Origin of the sequence: Salinicoccus siamensis (assembly GCF_042429615.1) — a bacterium.
Taxonomy (GTDB): Bacteria; Bacillota; Bacilli; order Staphylococcales; family Salinicoccaceae; genus Salinicoccus; species Salinicoccus siamensis.
On sequence record NZ_JBHMAH010000010.1, the window covers coordinates 578 to 18031 of the forward strand.

At 46.0% G+C, this 17454-nt stretch carries 22 protein-coding genes; 14 read left to right on the forward strand and 8 right to left on the reverse strand.

The window, feature by feature from the left end:
• The first annotated feature begins 311 nt into the window (after positions 1-311).
• The 3 genes from ACFFLE_RS03825 (at position 312) to ACFFLE_RS03835 (ending at position 1942) form a co-directional block, all read left to right on the forward strand.
• Entirely contained in the window at positions 312-932 is a 621-nt protein-coding gene (locus tag ACFFLE_RS03825) for a flavodoxin family protein (protein ID WP_380569829.1), read from the forward strand.
• A gap of 66 nt (positions 933-998) precedes the next feature.
• On the forward strand, positions 999-1439 hold the full coding sequence (locus ACFFLE_RS03830) for a YtoQ family protein (RefSeq protein WP_380569830.1): 441 nt from the start codon (positions 999-1001) through the stop codon (positions 1437-1439).
• Positions 1439-1942: a pyrimidine dimer DNA glycosylase/endonuclease V gene (locus tag ACFFLE_RS03835; protein ID WP_380569831.1), complete on the forward strand. Its 504-nt coding sequence runs from the start codon at positions 1439-1441 to the stop codon at positions 1940-1942. The genes ACFFLE_RS03830 and ACFFLE_RS03835 overlap by 1 nt, the downstream gene beginning before the upstream one ends.
• A gap of 66 nt (positions 1943-2008) precedes the next feature.
• Here the strand turns inward: ACFFLE_RS03835 and ACFFLE_RS03840 are convergent, their stop codons facing one another.
• Both ACFFLE_RS03840 and tagD read right to left on the reverse strand, forming a co-directional pair.
• On the reverse strand, positions 2009-3163 hold the full coding sequence (locus ACFFLE_RS03840; protein WP_380569832.1) for a CDP-glycerol glycerophosphotransferase family protein: 1155 nt from the start codon (positions 3161-3163) through the stop codon (positions 2009-2011).
• Positions 3160-3552 (reverse strand): glycerol-3-phosphate cytidylyltransferase, encoded by a 393-nt coding sequence (gene tagD / locus ACFFLE_RS03845; RefSeq protein WP_380569833.1) that lies wholly within the window; start codon positions 3550-3552, stop codon positions 3160-3162. The genes ACFFLE_RS03840 and tagD overlap by 4 nt, the downstream gene beginning before the upstream one ends.
• 130 nt (positions 3553-3682) lie before the next feature.
• Here tagD and ACFFLE_RS03850 point away from each other — a divergent pair, with 130 nt between their 5' ends.
• The 4 genes from ACFFLE_RS03850 to ACFFLE_RS03865 are packed head-to-tail and all read left to right on the forward strand — an operon-like array spanning position 3683 to position 7909.
• Entirely contained in the window at positions 3683-4867 is a 1185-nt protein-coding gene (locus ACFFLE_RS03850) for a CDP-glycerol glycerophosphotransferase family protein (RefSeq protein WP_380569834.1), read from the forward strand.
• A 45-nt stretch (positions 4868-4912) separates the two neighbouring features.
• Positions 4913-5734, forward strand: a complete 822-nt coding sequence (locus tag ACFFLE_RS03855; RefSeq protein ID WP_380569835.1) for an ABC transporter permease — start codon at positions 4913-4915, stop codon at positions 5732-5734.
• 11 nt (positions 5735-5745) lie between these two features.
• Entirely contained in the window at positions 5746-7086 is a 1341-nt protein-coding gene (gene tagH / locus ACFFLE_RS03860) for a teichoic acids export ABC transporter ATP-binding subunit TagH (protein WP_380569836.1), read from the forward strand.
• Positions 7087-7129: 43 nt separating this feature from the next.
• Complete coding sequence (locus tag ACFFLE_RS03865; protein WP_380570016.1) at positions 7130-7909, forward strand: WecB/TagA/CpsF family glycosyltransferase; 780 nt, start codon at positions 7130-7132, stop codon at positions 7907-7909.
• Positions 7910-7911: 2 nt separating this feature from the next.
• On the opposite strand, the gene ACFFLE_RS03870 is transcribed toward ACFFLE_RS03865, so the two are convergent.
• A complete protein-coding gene (locus tag ACFFLE_RS03870; RefSeq protein ID WP_380569837.1) occupies positions 7912-8298 on the reverse strand; it encodes an O-antigen ligase family protein in 387 nt (128 codons plus the stop codon).
• Positions 8279-9055, reverse strand: coding sequence for a hypothetical protein (locus ACFFLE_RS03875; protein ID WP_380569838.1), 777 nt, complete (start codon positions 9053-9055; stop codon positions 8279-8281). Before ACFFLE_RS03875 ends, ACFFLE_RS03870 begins: the two co-directional genes overlap by 20 nt.
• Before the next feature lie 185 nt (positions 9056-9240).
• On the opposite strand from ACFFLE_RS03875, the gene ACFFLE_RS03880 reads away from it, so the two are divergent.
• The 3 genes from ACFFLE_RS03880 to ACFFLE_RS03890 are packed head-to-tail and all read left to right on the forward strand — an operon-like array spanning position 9241 to position 11575.
• Positions 9241-10662 carry an LCP family protein gene (locus ACFFLE_RS03880; RefSeq protein WP_380569839.1) on the forward strand — a complete coding sequence of 474 codons (1422 nt, stop codon included), beginning with the start codon at positions 9241-9243 and terminating at the stop codon, positions 10660-10662.
• Between the two features lie 11 nt (positions 10663-10673).
• Entirely contained in the window at positions 10674-11141 is a 468-nt protein-coding gene (locus ACFFLE_RS03885) for a DUF2538 family protein (protein ID WP_380569840.1), read from the forward strand.
• A gap of 11 nt (positions 11142-11152) precedes the next feature.
• Positions 11153-11575: a GNAT family N-acetyltransferase gene (locus tag ACFFLE_RS03890; protein WP_380569841.1), complete on the forward strand. Its 423-nt coding sequence runs from the start codon at positions 11153-11155 to the stop codon at positions 11573-11575.
• A 68-nt stretch (positions 11576-11643) separates the two neighbouring features.
• Here the strand turns inward: ACFFLE_RS03890 and ACFFLE_RS03895 are convergent, their stop codons facing one another.
• The 3 genes from ACFFLE_RS03895 to ACFFLE_RS03905 all read right to left on the reverse strand — a co-directional run bounded on the left by ACFFLE_RS03895 (position 11644) and on the right by ACFFLE_RS03905 (position 14380).
• Positions 11644-12075 carry a MarR family winged helix-turn-helix transcriptional regulator gene (locus ACFFLE_RS03895; protein ID WP_380569842.1) on the reverse strand — a complete coding sequence of 144 codons (432 nt, stop codon included), beginning with the start codon at positions 12073-12075 and terminating at the stop codon, positions 11644-11646.
• A gap of 258 nt (positions 12076-12333) precedes the next feature.
• Complete coding sequence (locus ACFFLE_RS03900; RefSeq protein WP_380569843.1) at positions 12334-13926, reverse strand: hypothetical protein; 1593 nt, start codon at positions 13924-13926, stop codon at positions 12334-12336.
• Positions 13904-14380, reverse strand: a complete 477-nt coding sequence (locus ACFFLE_RS03905) for a competence protein ComK (RefSeq protein ID WP_380569844.1) — start codon at positions 14378-14380, stop codon at positions 13904-13906. The genes ACFFLE_RS03900 and ACFFLE_RS03905 overlap by 23 nt, the downstream gene beginning before the upstream one ends.
• 209 nt (positions 14381-14589) lie before the next feature.
• Between ACFFLE_RS03905 and ACFFLE_RS03910 the strand changes: the two genes are divergently transcribed.
• From ACFFLE_RS03910 to ACFFLE_RS03925, 4 genes are all read left to right on the forward strand, one after another.
• Complete coding sequence (locus ACFFLE_RS03910) at positions 14590-15063, forward strand: sigma-70 family RNA polymerase sigma factor (RefSeq protein ID WP_380569845.1); 474 nt, start codon at positions 14590-14592, stop codon at positions 15061-15063.
• 83 nt (positions 15064-15146) lie between these two features.
• The gene (locus tag ACFFLE_RS03915; RefSeq protein ID WP_380569846.1) at positions 15147-15353 is read left to right on the forward strand and encodes a spore coat protein; all 207 of its coding nucleotides are present in this window, start codon (positions 15147-15149) and stop codon (positions 15351-15353) included.
• 38 nt (positions 15354-15391) lie between these two features.
• On the forward strand, positions 15392-15823 hold the full coding sequence (locus tag ACFFLE_RS03920) for a spore coat protein (protein WP_380569847.1): 432 nt from the start codon (positions 15392-15394) through the stop codon (positions 15821-15823).
• Positions 15824-15924: 101 nt separating this feature from the next.
• Positions 15925-16101 (forward strand): YkvS family protein, encoded by a 177-nt coding sequence (locus tag ACFFLE_RS03925; RefSeq protein WP_380570017.1) that lies wholly within the window; start codon positions 15925-15927, stop codon positions 16099-16101.
• Between the two features lie 490 nt (positions 16102-16591).
• Here ACFFLE_RS03925 and ACFFLE_RS03930 read toward each other — a convergent pair whose 3' ends face one another.
• The gene (locus ACFFLE_RS03930) at positions 16592-17446 is read right to left on the reverse strand and encodes a bifunctional UDP-sugar hydrolase/5'-nucleotidase (RefSeq protein WP_380569848.1); all 855 of its coding nucleotides are present in this window, start codon (positions 17444-17446) and stop codon (positions 16592-16594) included.
• Positions 17447-17454 lie beyond the last annotated feature (8 nt).

Genomic DNA, 17454 nt, shown 5'->3' on the forward strand with positions numbered 1-17454 from the left:
TGCCCGAATATGTATCATTTCGATCTCCGGATCCGTATGGAGTGTCGTCCCCCAGCTTAGAAATAAAAAGAGATCCTACGTTAGAGGAAGAAATCAACACACTTCACTGGGGAGAACCAAAAAATATCGTTTATACTTACATATTACCACAATATACAAAAAAGTAATTAAAATTAGGAATAAATTTGGAGCCGGCTTGACCATCCGTTGGGTAGCCAATAAATTTTCGAAGAAGCAGCTCGTCTGAGCTCAAGTTTTAGCGTCTTATTTTAGTGGTACAACTAAGCAATGAAGAAAATGGAGGAGAGTGTATGGCTCTAAAAGCAGTGATATTGAATGCCACCCTAAAATACGGTAAGGAACAATCGAATACCGAAGCTTTGGCACGTGGGGTTACGGATATTTATGAAAGGGAGGGCGTCGAGTCTGAAATCGTGCGCCTGAACGACTACAACATAAAATACGGCATCACGGACGATGCCGGTGAAGGCGATGAATGGCCGCAAGTTTTTGAAAAGATTAAAGCAGCTGATATCGTGCTGATCGGCACGCCTCTGTGGCTCGGCGAGAAGAGCAGCATCGCGACACTGGCCATAGAGCGTCTGTACGGGAGCTCATCACTCACGAACGACAAGGGCCAGTCGATCTTCTACAACAAGGTCGGCGGAGTCGTCGTGACAGGAAATGAGGACGGTGCGAAGCATGCGGCACAGTCGATCCTCTACGGGCTCTCCCACATCGGTTTCACCATTCCACCGAACGTCGATGCCTATTGGGTTGGCGAAGCAGGTCCCGGCCCGTCCTATATTGAAGCGGGCCAAGATAACGACTTCACTAAAAAACATGTTGAAATGCTCGCCTACAACACCATCCACCTGGCACGCATGTTCAAAGAAAACCCGATTCCGGCACAAGGCAACACACTCGAGTGATAATCCTTGGAAACTTGACGAGGGATTGGCTATGATTGAGATACTACCACTTAGGAGGATGACACAATGGAATTGACAGTTTATCTTGCAGGACAGATTCATGATGATTGGCGCGAAGATGTAAAACGTCTGGCGAAAGAGAAGGACCTGCCACTCAATTTCGTCGGTCCCCAGACGGTCCATGACCGTTCGGATGATATCGGCGAAGCGATTTTAGGCGAACAGCCAAGCGGCTACTATAAGGACGATGCCGCTTCTGCGATCAACAACCTTAGGACCGAGGTGCTGATGCAGAAGTCAGATGTGGTCATCGCCTTGTTCGGCGAGAAGTACAAGCAGTGGAATACGGCAATGGATGCGAGTGCTGCCGTCACGCTTGGCAAACCACTCATCATCGTGCGCCCGGAAGAATTGATCCATCCACTTAAAGAGCTTTCCAACAAAGCCAATGTCACGGTGGAAACTGTCGAACAGGCGTTGGATGTGCTCGCCTACATCTACGAATAATGCAGGTGTTCAGAGTAAGCCCGGATCATGACATCAGTGCCCGGTATTTGGATAACCGCCGGCTGTCGAAACAGGTGCTCGAACTGTATCAGATACTGCGCGTTACCCTCAGCCTGATCGGGGTGCTCGATACCAATACGCGGTACCGGCACCACCCCATCGTCAAGCACATCTATAACGAAGGACGTCCGTACATTACGGACACTTACCGTCTGCTGGATGCATGCGACAGGGAACACCAGCGCCGTGGGGGCAAGCGCAGCCCGGCGTTCCGTGAAGATTTGGACGGCTTAAAGCGCCTTATCGAACACCATGCAGGAGACGGGTTGTGGCACGATGGCCCATTGCCCCCCTACTATGTCTATGGGGATGTCCGCATCGAAGGGGATGCAGCGTATTTGGCCTACATCGAGCTGTTGAATGCCAAATGGTTGGCGGATACGATTGCGCCACGATGCGGGGTCAATCGAAAGAATATACAAGACATGAAGTCCGAATCCTGAAAAGGATGCGGGCTTTTTTATGCAATCATTTATGTGCTACATAAAAAAAGCAGATTGGGCATATGCTCAATCTGCTTTATATATTGCTTTGACGAGTCGAGATGTTGCCTGGCCATCTGCATATTTGTTCCAGGTGGCGTCGAACACTGTAACTTCCGCCTCATCGAATCGATTTTGCTGGATGGTTTCTATTAGCGCGTCGGTCGTCTCGACGACCGGACCCGGCATCGTTTTCTTGTAGTCAAACCAGATGCCGCGCGTCCTTTCATACTGTTCGAGATCATAGGCGAAGAAGATCATCGGTCGTTTGAGCATCGAAAACTCAAACGGAATCGATGAATAGTCCGTGATGAGGATGTCGGTGATACTGAGCAGTGACGCAATATCATATTCACCTGAGGCATGGGTGACAAAGTTCGTGTCCTGCACATCTTTGAGCTCAACGGTACGGTGCAATTGAATCAGCAGATGATACTCCGAACCCAGTGCCGCTTCCATTCTTTTAACATCAAGTGGCAACTTGTCGAGTGTAAATCCATCATCCCGGAACGTCGGTGCATAGAGGAGTACCTTTTTACCATGGATCTGCGGCAATGCCTCTTTCATATTTCCCTGTGCCCGAGTCACGCATTGTTCAAAACGATAAAAGTCCGTCCTTGGCACGCCCGTCTTCAGCATGTTGGCATCACTGAGATTAAAAGCACGCTTGAAAATATCCGCCATTTCGTCTGAACTTACGACGACTTTATGGAACCGGCTGTAGACTTGCTTGAAGCGCCGGACGGCCGATCGTGGTCTGTCCCTTGCTGTCTTATCGTATAGTCCAAACATCTTGACTGCCCCATTGGCATGCCACAGTTGGATGCACAGTGCTTCTTGGCGGAAATCGCATGAGGCAAGAAGCAGATGATAGTTGTCGACGAAGACAATCTCGGCTGTAGCGAGATGGTACAGGCCACGCAGCCAGTTTCCGGGCTGGGCTGGTGAAAAGCGGATAATGTTCTGATCTGAAATATCATCGAACTGATGTCGGCAGCCGGGTTCCTTCAAAATGAGGATGCGTGAATCCGTCTGCGCCGATACTTCACTGGCCACTGCCTGGATATTGTCGCCAAATGATGCCAACATGACCGTCTTATGCTGAAGGGGCGCGATCCGGAATAGGTGGAAGATGATGCGGGCGACTGTCAGATAGAGGGTGAGCGCCGCCTCCCTGATCATTTCCGATTTGATAGGTCCTGTTTTATTTTCGTTGTGGATACACCTTCAGTCCTTGGCAGATAGATGACCTCGCAATAGTCTTTCAGGAAGTCAAATTCGCCTTCCCAGTCATGGCCCATGACGAAGATGTCAACGTCATGCGTTTTGACATCTTCAACCTTCTGGTCCCAGTTATGTTCTGGAATGACTTCATCGACATAACGCACCGCTTCAAGAATCTGTTTCCGCTGTTCAAATGGGTAATAGGCTTGCTTATGCTTGAGCATATTGAATTCATCGGTGGAGATGGCCACGATGAGATAGTCGCCGAGCGCCTTTGCGCGCCTCAAAATATTGATGTGCCCGGTATGGAGCAGATCGAATGTACCGTAAGTGATGACTTTCTTCATAGTGTGCCTCCCTACTATACCACTATGATGGTATAATGTTTTTGTATACTGGATATGATGGTAATATAAATAATTACATCATAAAAGATTATATCATATACATAATACTATTATTAACGGTGTGGTGACTATGAAAATATTAAAAGTAGCTCTGTTGAAAGTCTACAAAATGCTGTTCTGGCTGCTCGGCAAATCTTTCCATAAAGATTATAGGCTGATCATGTTCGAAAGTTTCCTTGGTAAACAGTACAGTGATAATCCGCGCGCGATTTATGAATACATGAGGGCACATTATCCGGATTACCGCTTGCTATGGAGTGTCGATCGCCGCTACAGAAAAATGTTCAAGGCGCTCGGCATCCCTTATGTGACACGCTTTACTCCAAGTTGGATGATCTATATGAACAAAGCAGCCTTATGGGTGACGAACAGTCGGCTGCCGTTATGGATTCCAAAGCCTGCCGACACGTTATACCTACAAACGTGGCATGGTACCCCACTGAAGAAACTCGGCACGGATATCGACAGCGTCCTTATGCCAGGGACTGATACGGAAAAATATAAGAAAAACTTTACAGCCGAATCAAGCAAATGGGATTATCTCATTTCACCAAATCCCTATTCGACTGAAATCTTCAAGCGCGCCTTCAAATTCTATGGTGTAATGCTTGAGACTGGCTACCCAAGAAATGATCATCTGTTCAATAACGATAATCCTACCTTCCAGGATTATATCCGTACTAAGCTCGGACTGCCCATGAATAAGAAAGTCATTCTCTATGCTCCCACGTGGCGTGACGATTCCTATCATGAACGCGGAAAATATAAATTCGATCTGCAGTTCGACATAGCGAAGATGCAGGCAGAATTGGGAGATGACTACATCATCCTGTTGCGGCTCCATTATCTGGTTGCTGAGAATCTGGACCTCTCCGGATATGAAGGCTTCCTGTATGACTGTTCCACTTACGAAGATGTAAGGGATTTGTATCTGGTGTCGGACATACTTGTCACAGATTACTCTTCCGTGTTCTTTGACTATGCCAATCTCAAGCGCCCCATGATCTTCTACACATATGATATCGAACACTACCGGGAGAATATCCGGGGCTTCTATTTCGATTTCGAAACAATGGCACCCGGCCCACTTGTTGAGACGACTGATGCGCTGATTGATGCTATACAGGGAACTGAAATTTCGGACTTCAACGAAGAATACGAGACCACCCTCTTCCGGCAACGTTTCTGTGCTCTTGAAGATGGAAATGCTGCAAAACGTGTCAGCGATAGGATTATTTGTTATTTAGAATCTTAAGTTGTATAATTCAACAACGATGAAGGAAATGGTTGTGAAAAAAAGATGAAATCAATATTAATAGTATTGAGGGAACAGCTGAATCATTTTTATCTTGTAAGACGGCTGTCTGTATATGATGTCAAAAGTAAAAATCAGAATAACTATTTAGGTACTGTGTGGGAAATTCTGACTCCTTTGATCAGTGTATTAATATACTGGTTTGTTTTTTCCACATTGAGAGAGAGAGAGCCGATAGAAATGGGGGGGGAAGAAGTCCCATTCTTCTTCTGGTTATTTGTAGGATTCATAGTATGGACTTTCTTCTTTCAAGCTACGATACAAGCTTCTAAATCCATCTATACTCGTTTAAAATTGTTATCAAAAATGAATTTCCCGCTTAGTTTAATACCTAGCATCGCGATATTCTCAAAGTTCTATACACATATCATCATGTTAGGCATTGTATTTGTTGTTTTTCAAATAGCAGGGTATTATATCAACATTTATTATTTGCAACTGCCTTATTTCATACTCGGTACATATATGCTCGTATTTTCATTTTCATTAATCACTTCTACGCTATCGACATTGGTCCGAGATGTACACATGCTGCTTAGCTCTCTACTACGCATGGGTTTATATTTATCAGGCGTTTTATGGCCTCTATCACTTCTTTCGGAGTTCCCACTTTTGATGCAGTTGATGAGATTGAACCCTCTCGTTTACCTTATTGAAGGATATCGCTCAGTATTCTTCGGCACTGAGTGGTATATGATTACGCATTGGGAGTTGACGCTGTATTTTTGGAGTCTCATTTTCGTTATCTTAGCGATTGGATCAATGTTACATGTAAACTTCAGACGTAATTTCATAGATTATCTATAAGAGGGATATACATGACAAAAACCATCATAACAAAAAATCTAGAGAAACATTATAAGCTATACGAGAATCAAAAAGAACGCATATTGGATCTAGTTTCACCCCGCTCTCACGGAGAAGTCTTCCATGCCTTGCGTGGCATTGACTTCGAAGCGGAAGATGGAGATGTCGTAGGATTCATCGGAATCAATGGTTCTGGCAAGTCTACCTTGTCAAATATTATTGCAGGTATAGTGCCCGAATCCAGGGGTGAGGTTATAGTAAACGGGCAGACTTCATTGATAGCAGTCGCTGCTGGCCTAAACAATGATTTGACCGGACGCGATAATATCGAGTTGAAGTGTCTGATGCTCGGTTTTTCACGCGATGAAATTCGTGAAATGGAACCTGACATCATTGCTTTTGCTGAACTCGAAAGTTTTATAGACCAACCAGTCAAATCATATTCAAGCGGAATGAAATCGCGACTTGGCTTTGCCATCAGTGTCAATGTCGACCCGGATATTCTGATCATAGATGAAGCATTGTCGGTCGGTGATCGTGCTTTTTCAGAGAAAAGCTTAAGAAAAATGAACGAATTTAAAGAACAGGGCAAAACAATGATTTTCGTCAGTCATTCCATCAACCAAGTCAAGAATTTTTGCAATAAGATATTATGGCTTGAATTTGGGCGCGTCAAAGCCTTTGGTGAGGTAAATGATGTCATTCCTCTATATGAAGCATTCCTCAATAAATGGCAGAAAATGTCAAAAAAAGAACGTGATGCATATCGTGCCCTTATGACTGAACAGGGCGGTAATGATACTGTTTACAGTCAGCAGGGTAACCTACTAGTCATGAATTCTGATAAAGAATTAAATGCTTCCAATGATTACAAGGTGCATTTAACAAGTAGGCTTGCGCACTTACGAGAACACAGTACTTATATATATCAATCCCCTAATACCGATGAAAATCGTAAAAACGCAGACGAGTATAAAGATAGAGTGTTCTATATAAAACGAAAAACTATATACCAATTTGAACACTATTATCTACTCAGTACTAAGCCAAGTGGCATTGAGGGGGTTATTGGATGGATGAAAGCAACAGAGCTCGCTTCTCACACCCATACTTTCGTCGATAATGACAATAAGACACTATTCTTACTTGGCAATGGCCTCGCTCGAACAGAACCATGGGGTGGAAAAAAGCAAACTATATCATCTTCTCTGGAAAATCTTAAAAATTCGAAATTTCATATTAATGAAACCATTCTAGTAGGTAAAAATATCTGGTATAAAGGTATTATAGATGATCAAAACTCTACGGTATGGCTTCATGAAGCTTCCTTATCGGATAAAATCGAAAACTGATTTTTTATAAGTTATTATTATTAGAAATAGAGGTTTATGATTGATGAATAAACATTACGGAACAGTACTAATAATGGGTCTCAATTTCATCAACACCACAATGCACTCCTTTTTAAACGAAACAATCTATCCGCTTCTTGAGAGTAAAGAGAAATGTTTCATCGTTACGGCGAATCCCGAACTTGTCATGGGGACACGGGAATCTTCAGAGTTCAAACATCATGTGGATTCAGCAGACTATGTTTTACCAGATGGCATCGGCATTATCAATGCTGCCAAAATTAAGGGGATGCCTCTAAGGGAACGTATCAGCGGTGTGGACCTTACTCAGGCTATGCTGGAGTACGCTGCTAAAAATGATTATAGCGTGTTCTTCCTCGGCGCTAAAAAAGATTCCAATCAAAAAGCTGTAAAAAATGCCAAGAAAACATTTCCAGGGCTCATTGTTGCAGGTCATGAACATGGCTATGCAGATATCACAAGCGAATCTTTTATAGACTCAATGGTTGCCACTAGACCGGATATCATCCTTGTGGCACTCGGTATGCAGCGTCAGGAGAAATGGATTTTTGATAATATTAATCGCTTCGATAAGGGAATCTTCATAGGGGTCGGTGGAACTCTGGATGTGATGTCTGGTAATGTAAAGCGGGCACCTAAGATTTGGATTACACTTCAACTAGAATGGCTGTATCGCCTTATTCAAGAACCAAAACGCTTTTTTAGAATCCTAAAAGTAATGGAGTTTATGCTTTTGCACGTGCCAATTGTTGGCCCGATAATACAAAAACTAAAGTTTAATGAAAATAGAAAAAAGCGCTGATATTATTTAATATCAGCGCTTTCGTCATGCAATTTAGCTCCTGACTCTTCATACACAGTAATGATTCTACTAAACAACAGAAACAACAGGATGATTGGTGAGAAGTAAGTAAACATGAAGAGATAATTATATTCGAACATGCCAACCATTGTGAATACCGCAAGATAGATTGCAGTATTAAACATACCTTTTATAAAAGCTAAAAGAAATGTAATGCACAATATCAATGCAAGCAGGATAGCCGCTCCTAAACCATAACGGCCAACAGTATCTAAAAATATATTGTGCGCATGGAGAAGCTCGGTAAATTCAATATAAGCATGCCCTTCTCCAAAGAATTGACGGTTATCCCATATTACTTTCCATACTTCATAGCGTCCTGATGTCAAAGCATTCCACTGTATGCCATTTTGACTGAGTGCGCCCCCCTATAAAAAATTGATAGAGAGGCTGGGCAAATCCAACCAGTATCAGAAGTATGCCGCCGCCCGCAATGATCGCAAAATGCTTCTTTTGTTTGATAGGTGTGTTATAGAAATTAATCCAGGCCAATTGAATCACTGCTATAAGTAGATACACGCCTATAGCTGTACGGCTCATCGTAATGATATTGAGTAGCAAGAACGTGGGCAACATGTAATAGATCATCGCCCGATTTGTTTTAGGTATAATCAAAAATCCTACAGTGAAAATAAGTACTAGAGTTGCTCCCGATTCATTTAGCGTAATATCAGCTAATAACAATGAAGGCAGACTGATCCATGCAGCTATTATGAGTATAGTGATCATACGTTCCGGTATCCTATACAACAAAATGATGGTAATTAGTATAAAGATGATGGCCTCCACCCAAACAAAATGATCTTGGATTAACATGCTGTAAAAAATTACCGATAGATAAACACACCAAAGCGATAAAAATAACAATCTGATGTTGCTTATATGAATATAGGAATTTTTATGGAGATAAATCCATATAGCTATAAAGGTTAAAATCATAAATGGGTTTTGGGAGTCGATCATCGCGTGCCCATCACCATTATCAATCATGATGTAATTGGCTAGCATAAATAGCAAACTGAAGACGCTCGCGAACATAACATTCTCGTAAGTTAAAATGGGAGCCTGCCTTTTCTTAGTTACCACGTCATTGATGCCTCCTGATTAATGAATAGCTATTCTACCATTTTTTCAAAAAAGTTATAGGATATTTGAATGAATAAAGTGGAATGTTACATTCTATTTCCATTTCACCCCACTTTCATATTATACTTATTGGATAGTAACATGAATCAAAGAATAAAATTAAAAAGAAATGAGTCAAATCTATTATGAAAAGCAAAATTTTTTACGGTATTCTTATCGCGCTTGTTATAGCGCTCGTAGTAATAGTCGTCTACATCTACAATCTTTTCAATTCATTCGAAAAGGGGGTTTCAGAATCATTTGAGGCCACCGAACGTGATCGGTCAGAATTGAGACTCGACGATATCAATCCGGAAATGGATAGCTTCACAATCTTAATCCTCGGCATTGACGAAAGTGAGTCACGCAATAAGCGAGAAGATATAGGAAACGGGGATTATCGTACAGATACGATGATCCTGGCCACTTTCGATAAAGATCAAGAGGAAGTAAAACTAGTCAGCATACCGCGCGATACACTCACCTACCTCCCGGAAGAGAATTATTTCGACAAGATTACACACGCCCACCGTCAAGGGGGTCCAGATGGCTCTATGCGTGCCGTTGAGTCATTGCTCAATGTGCCTGTCGATTTCTATGTCCGGGCCAATATGGATGCTGTCGTGGACATGGTAGATGCACTCGGTGGAGTGGAATTCGATGTGCCATTTGAAATCAGTGAACAGAATTCAAAAGATAAGGGAAAAATCGAACTGAAAGCGGGTAAACAAACTTTAAACGGGGAAGAAGCATTAGCAGTAGTCAGGAACCGTAAGGTCGACAGTGACTTAGGTCGTGGCCAACGTCAATTGGAGCTGGTCCAGGCCATCCTATCGAAAGCCAAGTCGACGGGTGCCCTCTCGAAACTCGACGAACTGATAGAAGTCGTCGCGGATAATACAAAGCACAATATGGAGTCGAAGACGATCCGCAGCCTTGCTGCCTACTATTCCTTCAACGACATCAACTTCAACACGACCCAGATCAAAGGCAGCGACTTCTGGTTCCAGCAGAACGGCGCCTACTTCTACTGGGCGAACGAAGAGCATCTGTACCGCATTTCAGAAACGCTTAGGGAAGTACTCGGCCTTGAAGCGCCTGATCCATATGACCTGATCAACATCCGGCTGTCAGACATGATCGTGCCCTACCAGTTTATAGAAGGCACGGAGCTTGAAGACTACCAGCCGGCAGAACCACCCTACTTCATGCGGGAAGGTTATGAGAGTAGGCTCGGCAACGGCTTTAATATTAAAGAGGATCAGGACGAAAAATCAGTCGAAGAGCCCGACAGGGATATGAATCCGGAATTCACCGATGAGGAGCCGACTACAGAACAGCCGCCCGTAGAAAACGGCACACCGCCTCAATATGAAGAAAGTACACAGGAACCGTACTACGAAGAGGAGACGCAGGAGCAGTACCAGCAAGATACAGTCCCATACTATGAAGAAGAAACACAAGAGCCTTATCAAGCACCATACTATGAAGAAGAAACACAAGAGCCTTATCAAGCACCATACTATGAGGAGAACACACAGGAAACCCCTTCATATGATGGGGTCTAGGAGGGATGATGATGCGCAGGACTTACGATAAGGAGACGAACATCAATGAGATGTTCGACTATCTGGAAGATCAGATCAAGCGCAGCGGCGAAGCACAACCGGAGGATAGGTATTTTTATCAGAACCATGACCATAAAGAGATGTACCTGTCGATAAAGGGCTATTTTGCGGAGTCCGAATCCAATGCTGAAGTGGATGCGGCGTGCTATCTCATTGCGTTGCCTGAAATATACAAGCAGATCAACATATTCGAACTCACCTTCCCGATGGATTGGATTCGCGGGGAAGACGGCAGGTTGTCCGAGCCCTTCAAAAATCTGCGGCCCCATATCCAGTACTTGGCATTGGCCGCCGCCGAGGCGAGCGGGTTCAAGTTCAATACTCCACCTGCACTCTCCCTTGGACTGGAATACTGGAATCTCGAGCAGATGCGGGTATTTTGGCAGTTCACTGCCATCAGAAGAAAAAATGCGATGTAAGGAGAATGTTGATGGAAATAAAAGTGGCGGACAGCCAAAAGATGTACGATCAATGTCTCGAAATCCGTAAACGCGTCTTCGTCGAAGAACAGAATGTGCCGATGACCCGGGAAATAGACGCATATGAAGACACTTCGACACATATCCTGCTGACAACAGATACACCCGTCGGCACCGTCAGATACCGCCCGGTAGGCGACGGAATGATCAAAATCGAGCGTATGGCAGTACTGCCAAAAGCGCGTGGATTGAAATACGGCCGGGAGCTGATGGCTTTTGTGCATAAGCACGCCCGTGAAGCCGGGTATGTCAGAGCGAAACTCGGCGCGCAGGTCCATGCCGCCAATTTCTACAGGAAGCTCGGCTATGAAGTGGCTTCAGAGGAATTCGAGGATGCGGGCATCCCGCATATATATATGGAACGCACACTGTAGACTGACCCCCAAGGGATATCCCTTGGGGGTTTCGCATTGAAAAACCCGTTCCACCTCTGTGGAACGGGTCATTGAGCTTGCATTTTACGTAAGGCGTCCATCAATGTGCGTTTTTCATCATCATCCAACTCTTCCACAACATGTTCACTGAGTTCGCAGATTGAAGGTTCCAACCCTGCCAACGCTTCCTTCCCTGCATCGGTCATTTCCAGATGGGAAGCGCGCATATCGTTCTCGTTGCGTCGTTTGGCTATATAACCCTGGTCAACCAAAGTCTGGACGGCTCTTGAGACTGAAGTCTGCTCCTTCTTCAATCGACCTATGATTGTTTTTTGTGTAAGTCCCGGCTCTTCTGAAACCATTTCAACGATATAGAGCTGTTCTCTGGATAAAGTGCCCAGTTCGGTTCTGAACTCGGCCAAATGATCAATTTTCGCATTCAGCATAAAGATATATCTGCACACATTCCGTATGTTTACATCATTTGTTGTTTCGCTCATATTATCTGCCCGCCATTCCTAACATTTACTCAGACACTTACCATTATACACAAAACTATATTGTGCACAATATAATCAGGTGAAAAATTCACTGTCTTTCTCAGTGATTGTGCCTGAGAAACGTGTACTTTGTGTTTCAACCCTATTGGCACTACAGAAAAAACGGCAAATGGTGATGATTCAGTTATAAAATGGTGTACACGCGGTTTATCCCAAATACTTTTTCTGACATTTTTCATTACCCGAATATATGCATATTCATTCATTTATTTTTTCATGATCCACCATATTTTCAAGTATCGTCGTCCGCAGTGCGACCAATTCCGGATATTCATACAGCGTCCGTATCTTAACATCTTTCAGCTGCTGTCCTTCCGGCATCGGTTCGGTGACGAATTTGACGAAGGTCACCGCGAAATCCTCTTTCGGATTCGTCGCCTGATACGGCTCATGGAAATGGGTGATATGACTGTTGTAGAACGCTTCCCGTTCAGGATCTGATTTATACTTGTTTTCAACCCATTCCTCACCATACTGGGACCAGAATCGTTCGGTATAGGCGTTCATGAAAGTATCTTCTTTCAACGATGCCACGTCAGTACTGTCATCCTTGAAGTCTTCGGGCGGCAATGACCAGACGTGGGCGAATTCATGGAGCAGCGTCCGGTATTCGTCCGGCTTCGTCTGATTGTCACGTATATCCATCGCCAGCGTGGTGCCGGAAGGCTTGACGTCTACATAGGCAAGCGTATTGCCTTCACCATCCGAAAACAGCCGGAAGGCATCGACGTCGGCGATCTCACGGGCAGGAAAGAAATGCGTGAAGCGTGTCCATATCTCCCTGAACGCTGCTTCATCCCCAAACGGGAGCGGCTTGTGCACTTCCGGCGCCCCGAGCGTCACATCTTCAACCGGATACGTCAGGTAACCGATCTGGCTCCGGTTTTCGATGAATAGATGTTTCGTATCTTCTATATCGATGTAGTCATCGAGCGCATCGAGATATTGATCGCCAAGCGTCGTGCATGCCGCCACTGTACTGCAGTCTGGATGATCGACAGGCTGTTTTGGCGCTATCTCCGCCTGATGGCCGCCATCTTCGCCGGGCAGTCCAAGCAGATATAATATGCCAAGCAGCACCGCGCCGGTCAGCATACCGAACAGCAGAAGCTGGCCGATGGTACGGAGGATGGCAGTGGACGGATGCGGCACCTGCTCTCTGCGGCTTCTGGTCACAGGGTGATCATATATCCATCCGCGATTGATGAGGACGGCTTTTATTTCCTCCAAGTGGTGCGCGTAGTCCGGGATGCCGGAATCATCGAGATGAATGATTTCAATGCCCCCTCCAGTACGGACCGGGTACTCCCCGCATGTAAAGACGAGGACCGGAATATTACGGTTGTTCGCTTCTGCCGTCAGCCACCTGAAGTCACGCTCTGAAATGTCGGTGGACAGGATGACACAGTCATGGTTCATCTGCTTTTGCATCCGCTCCCGGCGCACTGTTTCAAAGACATTGCTTGATGGCGTGACGCCATCACCGGTGATGGTACCGTATGGTGCCGAAACCCGTGCAGCCAGCCTCGGATCCACTCCGTTTTGGCGGAGGTGTTTCAACAGTGGAGGCGTCTTTGTGGAATCACTGCTGAGGTTGGTGTGCAGCCGGACATGGTGGGCCGAATGGCTGCCGAGGCAGATGCTGATGACATGACCGCCTGTAAAGGTCGAGTCCTCTTTCGTGTAGATGCCACCCGCTGCGAGAATCTCCATAGCCTCCCCCTTTCCGCCGATCGCCTGCATCCTCCAGCAGGAGCCGCGCCCCTTCTTATCGTGTGATGTAGAGCGCACTCTGCTCCCGTATTTTAGTGGAGCGGTCGAGTACTTTCAATGCTTTGGCATATTGTTTTTCGCACAATCTGTAATCGGCTTCTATCCATTTCATCATACCATGGTTGAAGCGTATTTCCGTACCTCCCACCCCGGGTCTGAATTCAAGCAGCTGATGCAAGTTCACCCAGCAGGGATTGCGGCGCCGTGAGACCGTTACGGGGAACAATGTAAAACCGATGCGTTCATCGATGACGATCGGACCGAGCCGGTGGATGTCATGCGCGGCCTTCAGATGGGCCCGTCTGGCTTTTAAGTTTGTACCATGGCAATAGACGAGCAGTTCATCGATCAGGTCCTCGCTCGGTTTGACCGAGGGCAGTACACGGTCATGGTAGACCGCTTCGCAGAGAAACTCGGGGTGGTCTACTGGTTCAATGCAGCAGATCCCCGGGTTGAGTAGTGATGGTATCATGTGTCACCTCTTCAATGTGTTGATCTTTAAATTATACATTAAAAGCTAATTATTTAACATATAATTAACAATATTTTATATTATGTTAATATAACGATAAGTTAAGTCGACTTATTAGGTGTTGTCCCCCGGGCAGATTGCTCAGTTTCATCATATGATTGGCTTATCCGGAAATAACTGATGCATCGATGCGTTATGGGACACTCCATATGAATGAACAAATAGAACGGTATGAACCGATGATCCACAGCATCATGAATAAACTGAACATCCAATACGATAAAGATGATTATATGCAGGTCGGCCGGCTGGCCGTCTACTCTGCCCTGACTGCCTTCGATGCCGTCAAAGGCAAAGGGGCGACCGAATCCCAATTCGTCTATACGCGCATCCAGCAGCGGATGATCGATGAAATCCGTAAAGTTTCGCGCTATACTTCACATGTAAGTGCTGACGGCGATGCCGGGATGGATACCGGGACCGATGATGACATGCCGACACTCTACTATGAGAGCGCCCGCCGGGTCCTTGATGACCGGGAGATGTTGTGGCTGACCTATACATTGAAAGGCTTTACGGTGCGTGAAATCGCCTCTGTTGCTGGTTTCAGTGCATCGAGCGTCAAGAACTGGCGGGCTTCGGCACGGGTGAAGTTAAGGGAGATTTACGGCATTGAAGATTGAATTTTATGATTTCTGATAAGATTCTCGTATAATGACAAGAAGCATGTTATCCTTATGCCATAAATACCAACAGGAGGCTGACCATGGCTAAAAGCGACAAGAACGAAGTGTCACTCGGCGTGCATGAAACGCTGGAACTGCATGAAATCGTGACGCTCAGAAAAGCATCTCTGATGAAAGCGCACGTATTGGAATCCCTGGCGGATGATCCCAAGCTCAGATCCCTGCTCAGAAAGGAAAAGCAGATATCCGAGAAAGCCATAGAAGAAATAGAAGCACTGTTACCATAGAAGGCACATGTCCTTTATCTTTTAGGGAGGCTGCAGTAATGGAATTTGATGATATTTTGGAACACACCGGCAACAAGAAGGATGAACTGATCGTCCATGAAATGCTCGTCTCGTCCAAATCGGCCGTTCGGGCCTACTCGGTCGCGTTGACGGAGACGATTTCCCCGGAAGTGCGCGATGTGCTGAGGCGGCAGCTTACACAGGCAATCAATCAGCATTCACGTATTGCGGACTATATGGTCGAAATCGGCGCCTATCACCCGTATGACCTCAAGAAACAGGTCAAGCAGGATAAGAAGAAGGTGAAGAAGACGCGTAAGATCATAGCCAAGAGCAGACAGCCGGAGAACAAGCTGAAAAAGCGGCGGCCTGACGACTCGGAAGAAGCGTCAAACGCCACCGTTTCTAAACAGGAACCTGAAGCGGTCGTGGCGTCGGACGATAAGGCGCAGGGTACATCGGATGCCTGACAGGTGATGGATAGCCGAACGCTTTCAATATTGCCGAACATCTAGTATAATGTCTTACATCATTGGTAGTGGAGGTTTGACGCATGGATGAAGAAACAGAAGTGGTAGCAGCACAAGTAGGGAATATAATAGAATTCCAAGGCATGAAAGGAAGAGTTGAGAAAGTCAACGACAACTCTGTCATTGTTGATATTACAATCGATAAAAATTTCGACGAGCATGAAATGTTCGAAAAGACTGTAGTCAACCATAAAAGATACAAGATCGTCGAAGAATAATCCCCGACCCGTTATACTGCGAGACGCAGTGTAGCGGGTTTTTTGTGATCTGGGGTGGGATGTGTGTGGTGCGGCCAATTCGCCTTCGTTGCGCGGACGAACGAGAGTTAGACGGTTAATTCGCCTTCGTTGCGCGGACGAACGAGAGTTAGACACCCAATTCGCCTTCGTTGTGCGGACGAACGAGAGTTAGACACCCAATTCGCCTTCGTTGCCCCAGACCAACGAGAGTTAGACGCCCAATTCGCCTTCGTTGTGCGGACCAACGAGAGTTAGACACCCAATTCGCCTTCGTTGTGCGGACCAACGAGAGTTAGAGAGCCAATTCGCCTTCGTTGTGCGGACCAACGAGAGTTAGAGAGCCAATTCGCCTTCGTTGTGCGGACCAACGAGAGTTAGACATCCAACACTCCTCTCCCCCCTATAAAACAAAGAGCAGCATCCCACACAACCTGCGGGGCGCTGCTCTTTTATCGTCTGTACCGTCTTTCTACAGGTGATAGTGGACCAGATCAAGGAGACGGTGGTCTTCTTGGAGCTGGGACACTTCGCGGTCGATGCGTGAGACGGAATGGCTCAAATATTCATATGTGCTGGTGCGGGTCTTGAAATTGAGTTCGACATGCATCACCTTGCCGGTGTGATGGTGATGATATCTCGGGATATGCCGGTCGTCTTCTGCAGAATAAGACGCGTGGTGGTTCTCCTCATATGATGCCGCGTCACAGCTGCCGGTGATGAGGAGGCCGACGCCTTCCATATCATGGATGACGCGGCTGATCGTATCGTCGGCATCGGCGAGGCAGACGATGACGTAGTCGGGATTTTCGGTATCATAGATGTATCTGAGCCAACGTTTGATGGAGCTGCTGAGGTTCGATATATGGAGATCCCGCTCACCGCTTGCCTCTGATGGATCATAGGTGCCGGCATAGCCGCCGAGGATGGCGAGCTTCATGCCGTTGGTCCTGTAGATTTCGTACGGCTCCCCGAAAAACGGTTCCTTTGTCGCCGGATGGGTGATGTTGCAGCTCATCCAAGGGAACTTCGAAAAGCTCAAGGAACGCCTGAGCCGTGAAATGTTGGCCATATCCTTATGGTTCAACACGCCGAAGCCGTAATCCATATAGTTCATCGCCGTGATGGCAGGGTTGCGCGGGGTGATGTAGTCCAGATCGATGCCGATGGTGCCCCCGAGGTCGGCGAGGATGACATGGTGGTTCTGCTCAAAGAGCAGCCCCCGCCTATATTTGGCCACCTTCGACAGCGTCACGCCCGGCGCACTGCCGAGGTTGCGTCCAAGATGCTGGGTCAGTATGAGGCTGACACTGAAAAATTCCTGCATGTCTGGAT

Bases quoted from the DNA above. Each gene is read 5' to 3' on its own strand.
- ACFFLE_RS03830 (WP_380569830.1), top strand. From the start codon at position 999: ATGGAATTGACAGTTTATCTTGCAGGACAGATTCATGATGATTGGCGC.
- ACFFLE_RS03880 (WP_380569839.1), top strand. From the start codon at position 9,241: ATGAAAAGCAAAATTTTTTACGGTATTCTTATCGCGCTTGTTATAGCG.
- ACFFLE_RS03910 (WP_380569845.1), top strand. From the start codon at position 14,590: ATGAATGAACAAATAGAACGGTATGAACCGATGATCCACAGCATCATG.
- ACFFLE_RS03850 (WP_380569834.1), top strand. From the start codon at position 3,683: ATGAAAATATTAAAAGTAGCTCTGTTGAAAGTCTACAAAATGCTGTTC.
- tagD (WP_380569833.1), bottom strand. From the start codon at position 3,552: ATGAAGAAAGTCATCACTTACGGTACATTCGATCTGCTCCATACCGGG.
- ACFFLE_RS03855 (WP_380569835.1), top strand. From the start codon at position 4,913: ATGAAATCAATATTAATAGTATTGAGGGAACAGCTGAATCATTTTTAT.
- ACFFLE_RS03920 (WP_380569847.1), top strand. From the start codon at position 15,392: ATGGAATTTGATGATATTTTGGAACACACCGGCAACAAGAAGGATGAA.
- ACFFLE_RS03835 (WP_380569831.1), top strand. From the start codon at position 1,439: ATGCAGGTGTTCAGAGTAAGCCCGGATCATGACATCAGTGCCCGGTAT.
- ACFFLE_RS03865 (WP_380570016.1), top strand. From the start codon at position 7,130: ATGAATAAACATTACGGAACAGTACTAATAATGGGTCTCAATTTCATC.
- ACFFLE_RS03825 (WP_380569829.1), top strand. From the start codon at position 312: ATGGCTCTAAAAGCAGTGATATTGAATGCCACCCTAAAATACGGTAAG.
- ACFFLE_RS03905 (WP_380569844.1), bottom strand. From the start codon at position 14,380: ATGATACCATCACTACTCAACCCGGGGATCTGCTGCATTGAACCAGTA.
- tagH (WP_380569836.1), top strand. From the start codon at position 5,746: ATGACAAAAACCATCATAACAAAAAATCTAGAGAAACATTATAAGCTA.
- ACFFLE_RS03840 (WP_380569832.1), bottom strand. From the start codon at position 3,163: ATGATCAGGGAGGCGGCGCTCACCCTCTATCTGACAGTCGCCCGCATC.
- ACFFLE_RS03915 (WP_380569846.1), top strand. From the start codon at position 15,147: ATGGCTAAAAGCGACAAGAACGAAGTGTCACTCGGCGTGCATGAAACG.
- ACFFLE_RS03895 (WP_380569842.1), bottom strand. From the start codon at position 12,075: ATGAGCGAAACAACAAATGATGTAAACATACGGAATGTGTGCAGATAT.
- ACFFLE_RS03890 (WP_380569841.1), top strand. From the start codon at position 11,153: ATGGAAATAAAAGTGGCGGACAGCCAAAAGATGTACGATCAATGTCTC.
- ACFFLE_RS03885 (WP_380569840.1), top strand. From the start codon at position 10,674: ATGCGCAGGACTTACGATAAGGAGACGAACATCAATGAGATGTTCGAC.
- ACFFLE_RS03930 (WP_380569848.1), bottom strand. From the start codon at position 17,446: ATGCAGGAATTTTTCAGTGTCAGCCTCATACTGACCCAGCATCTTGGA.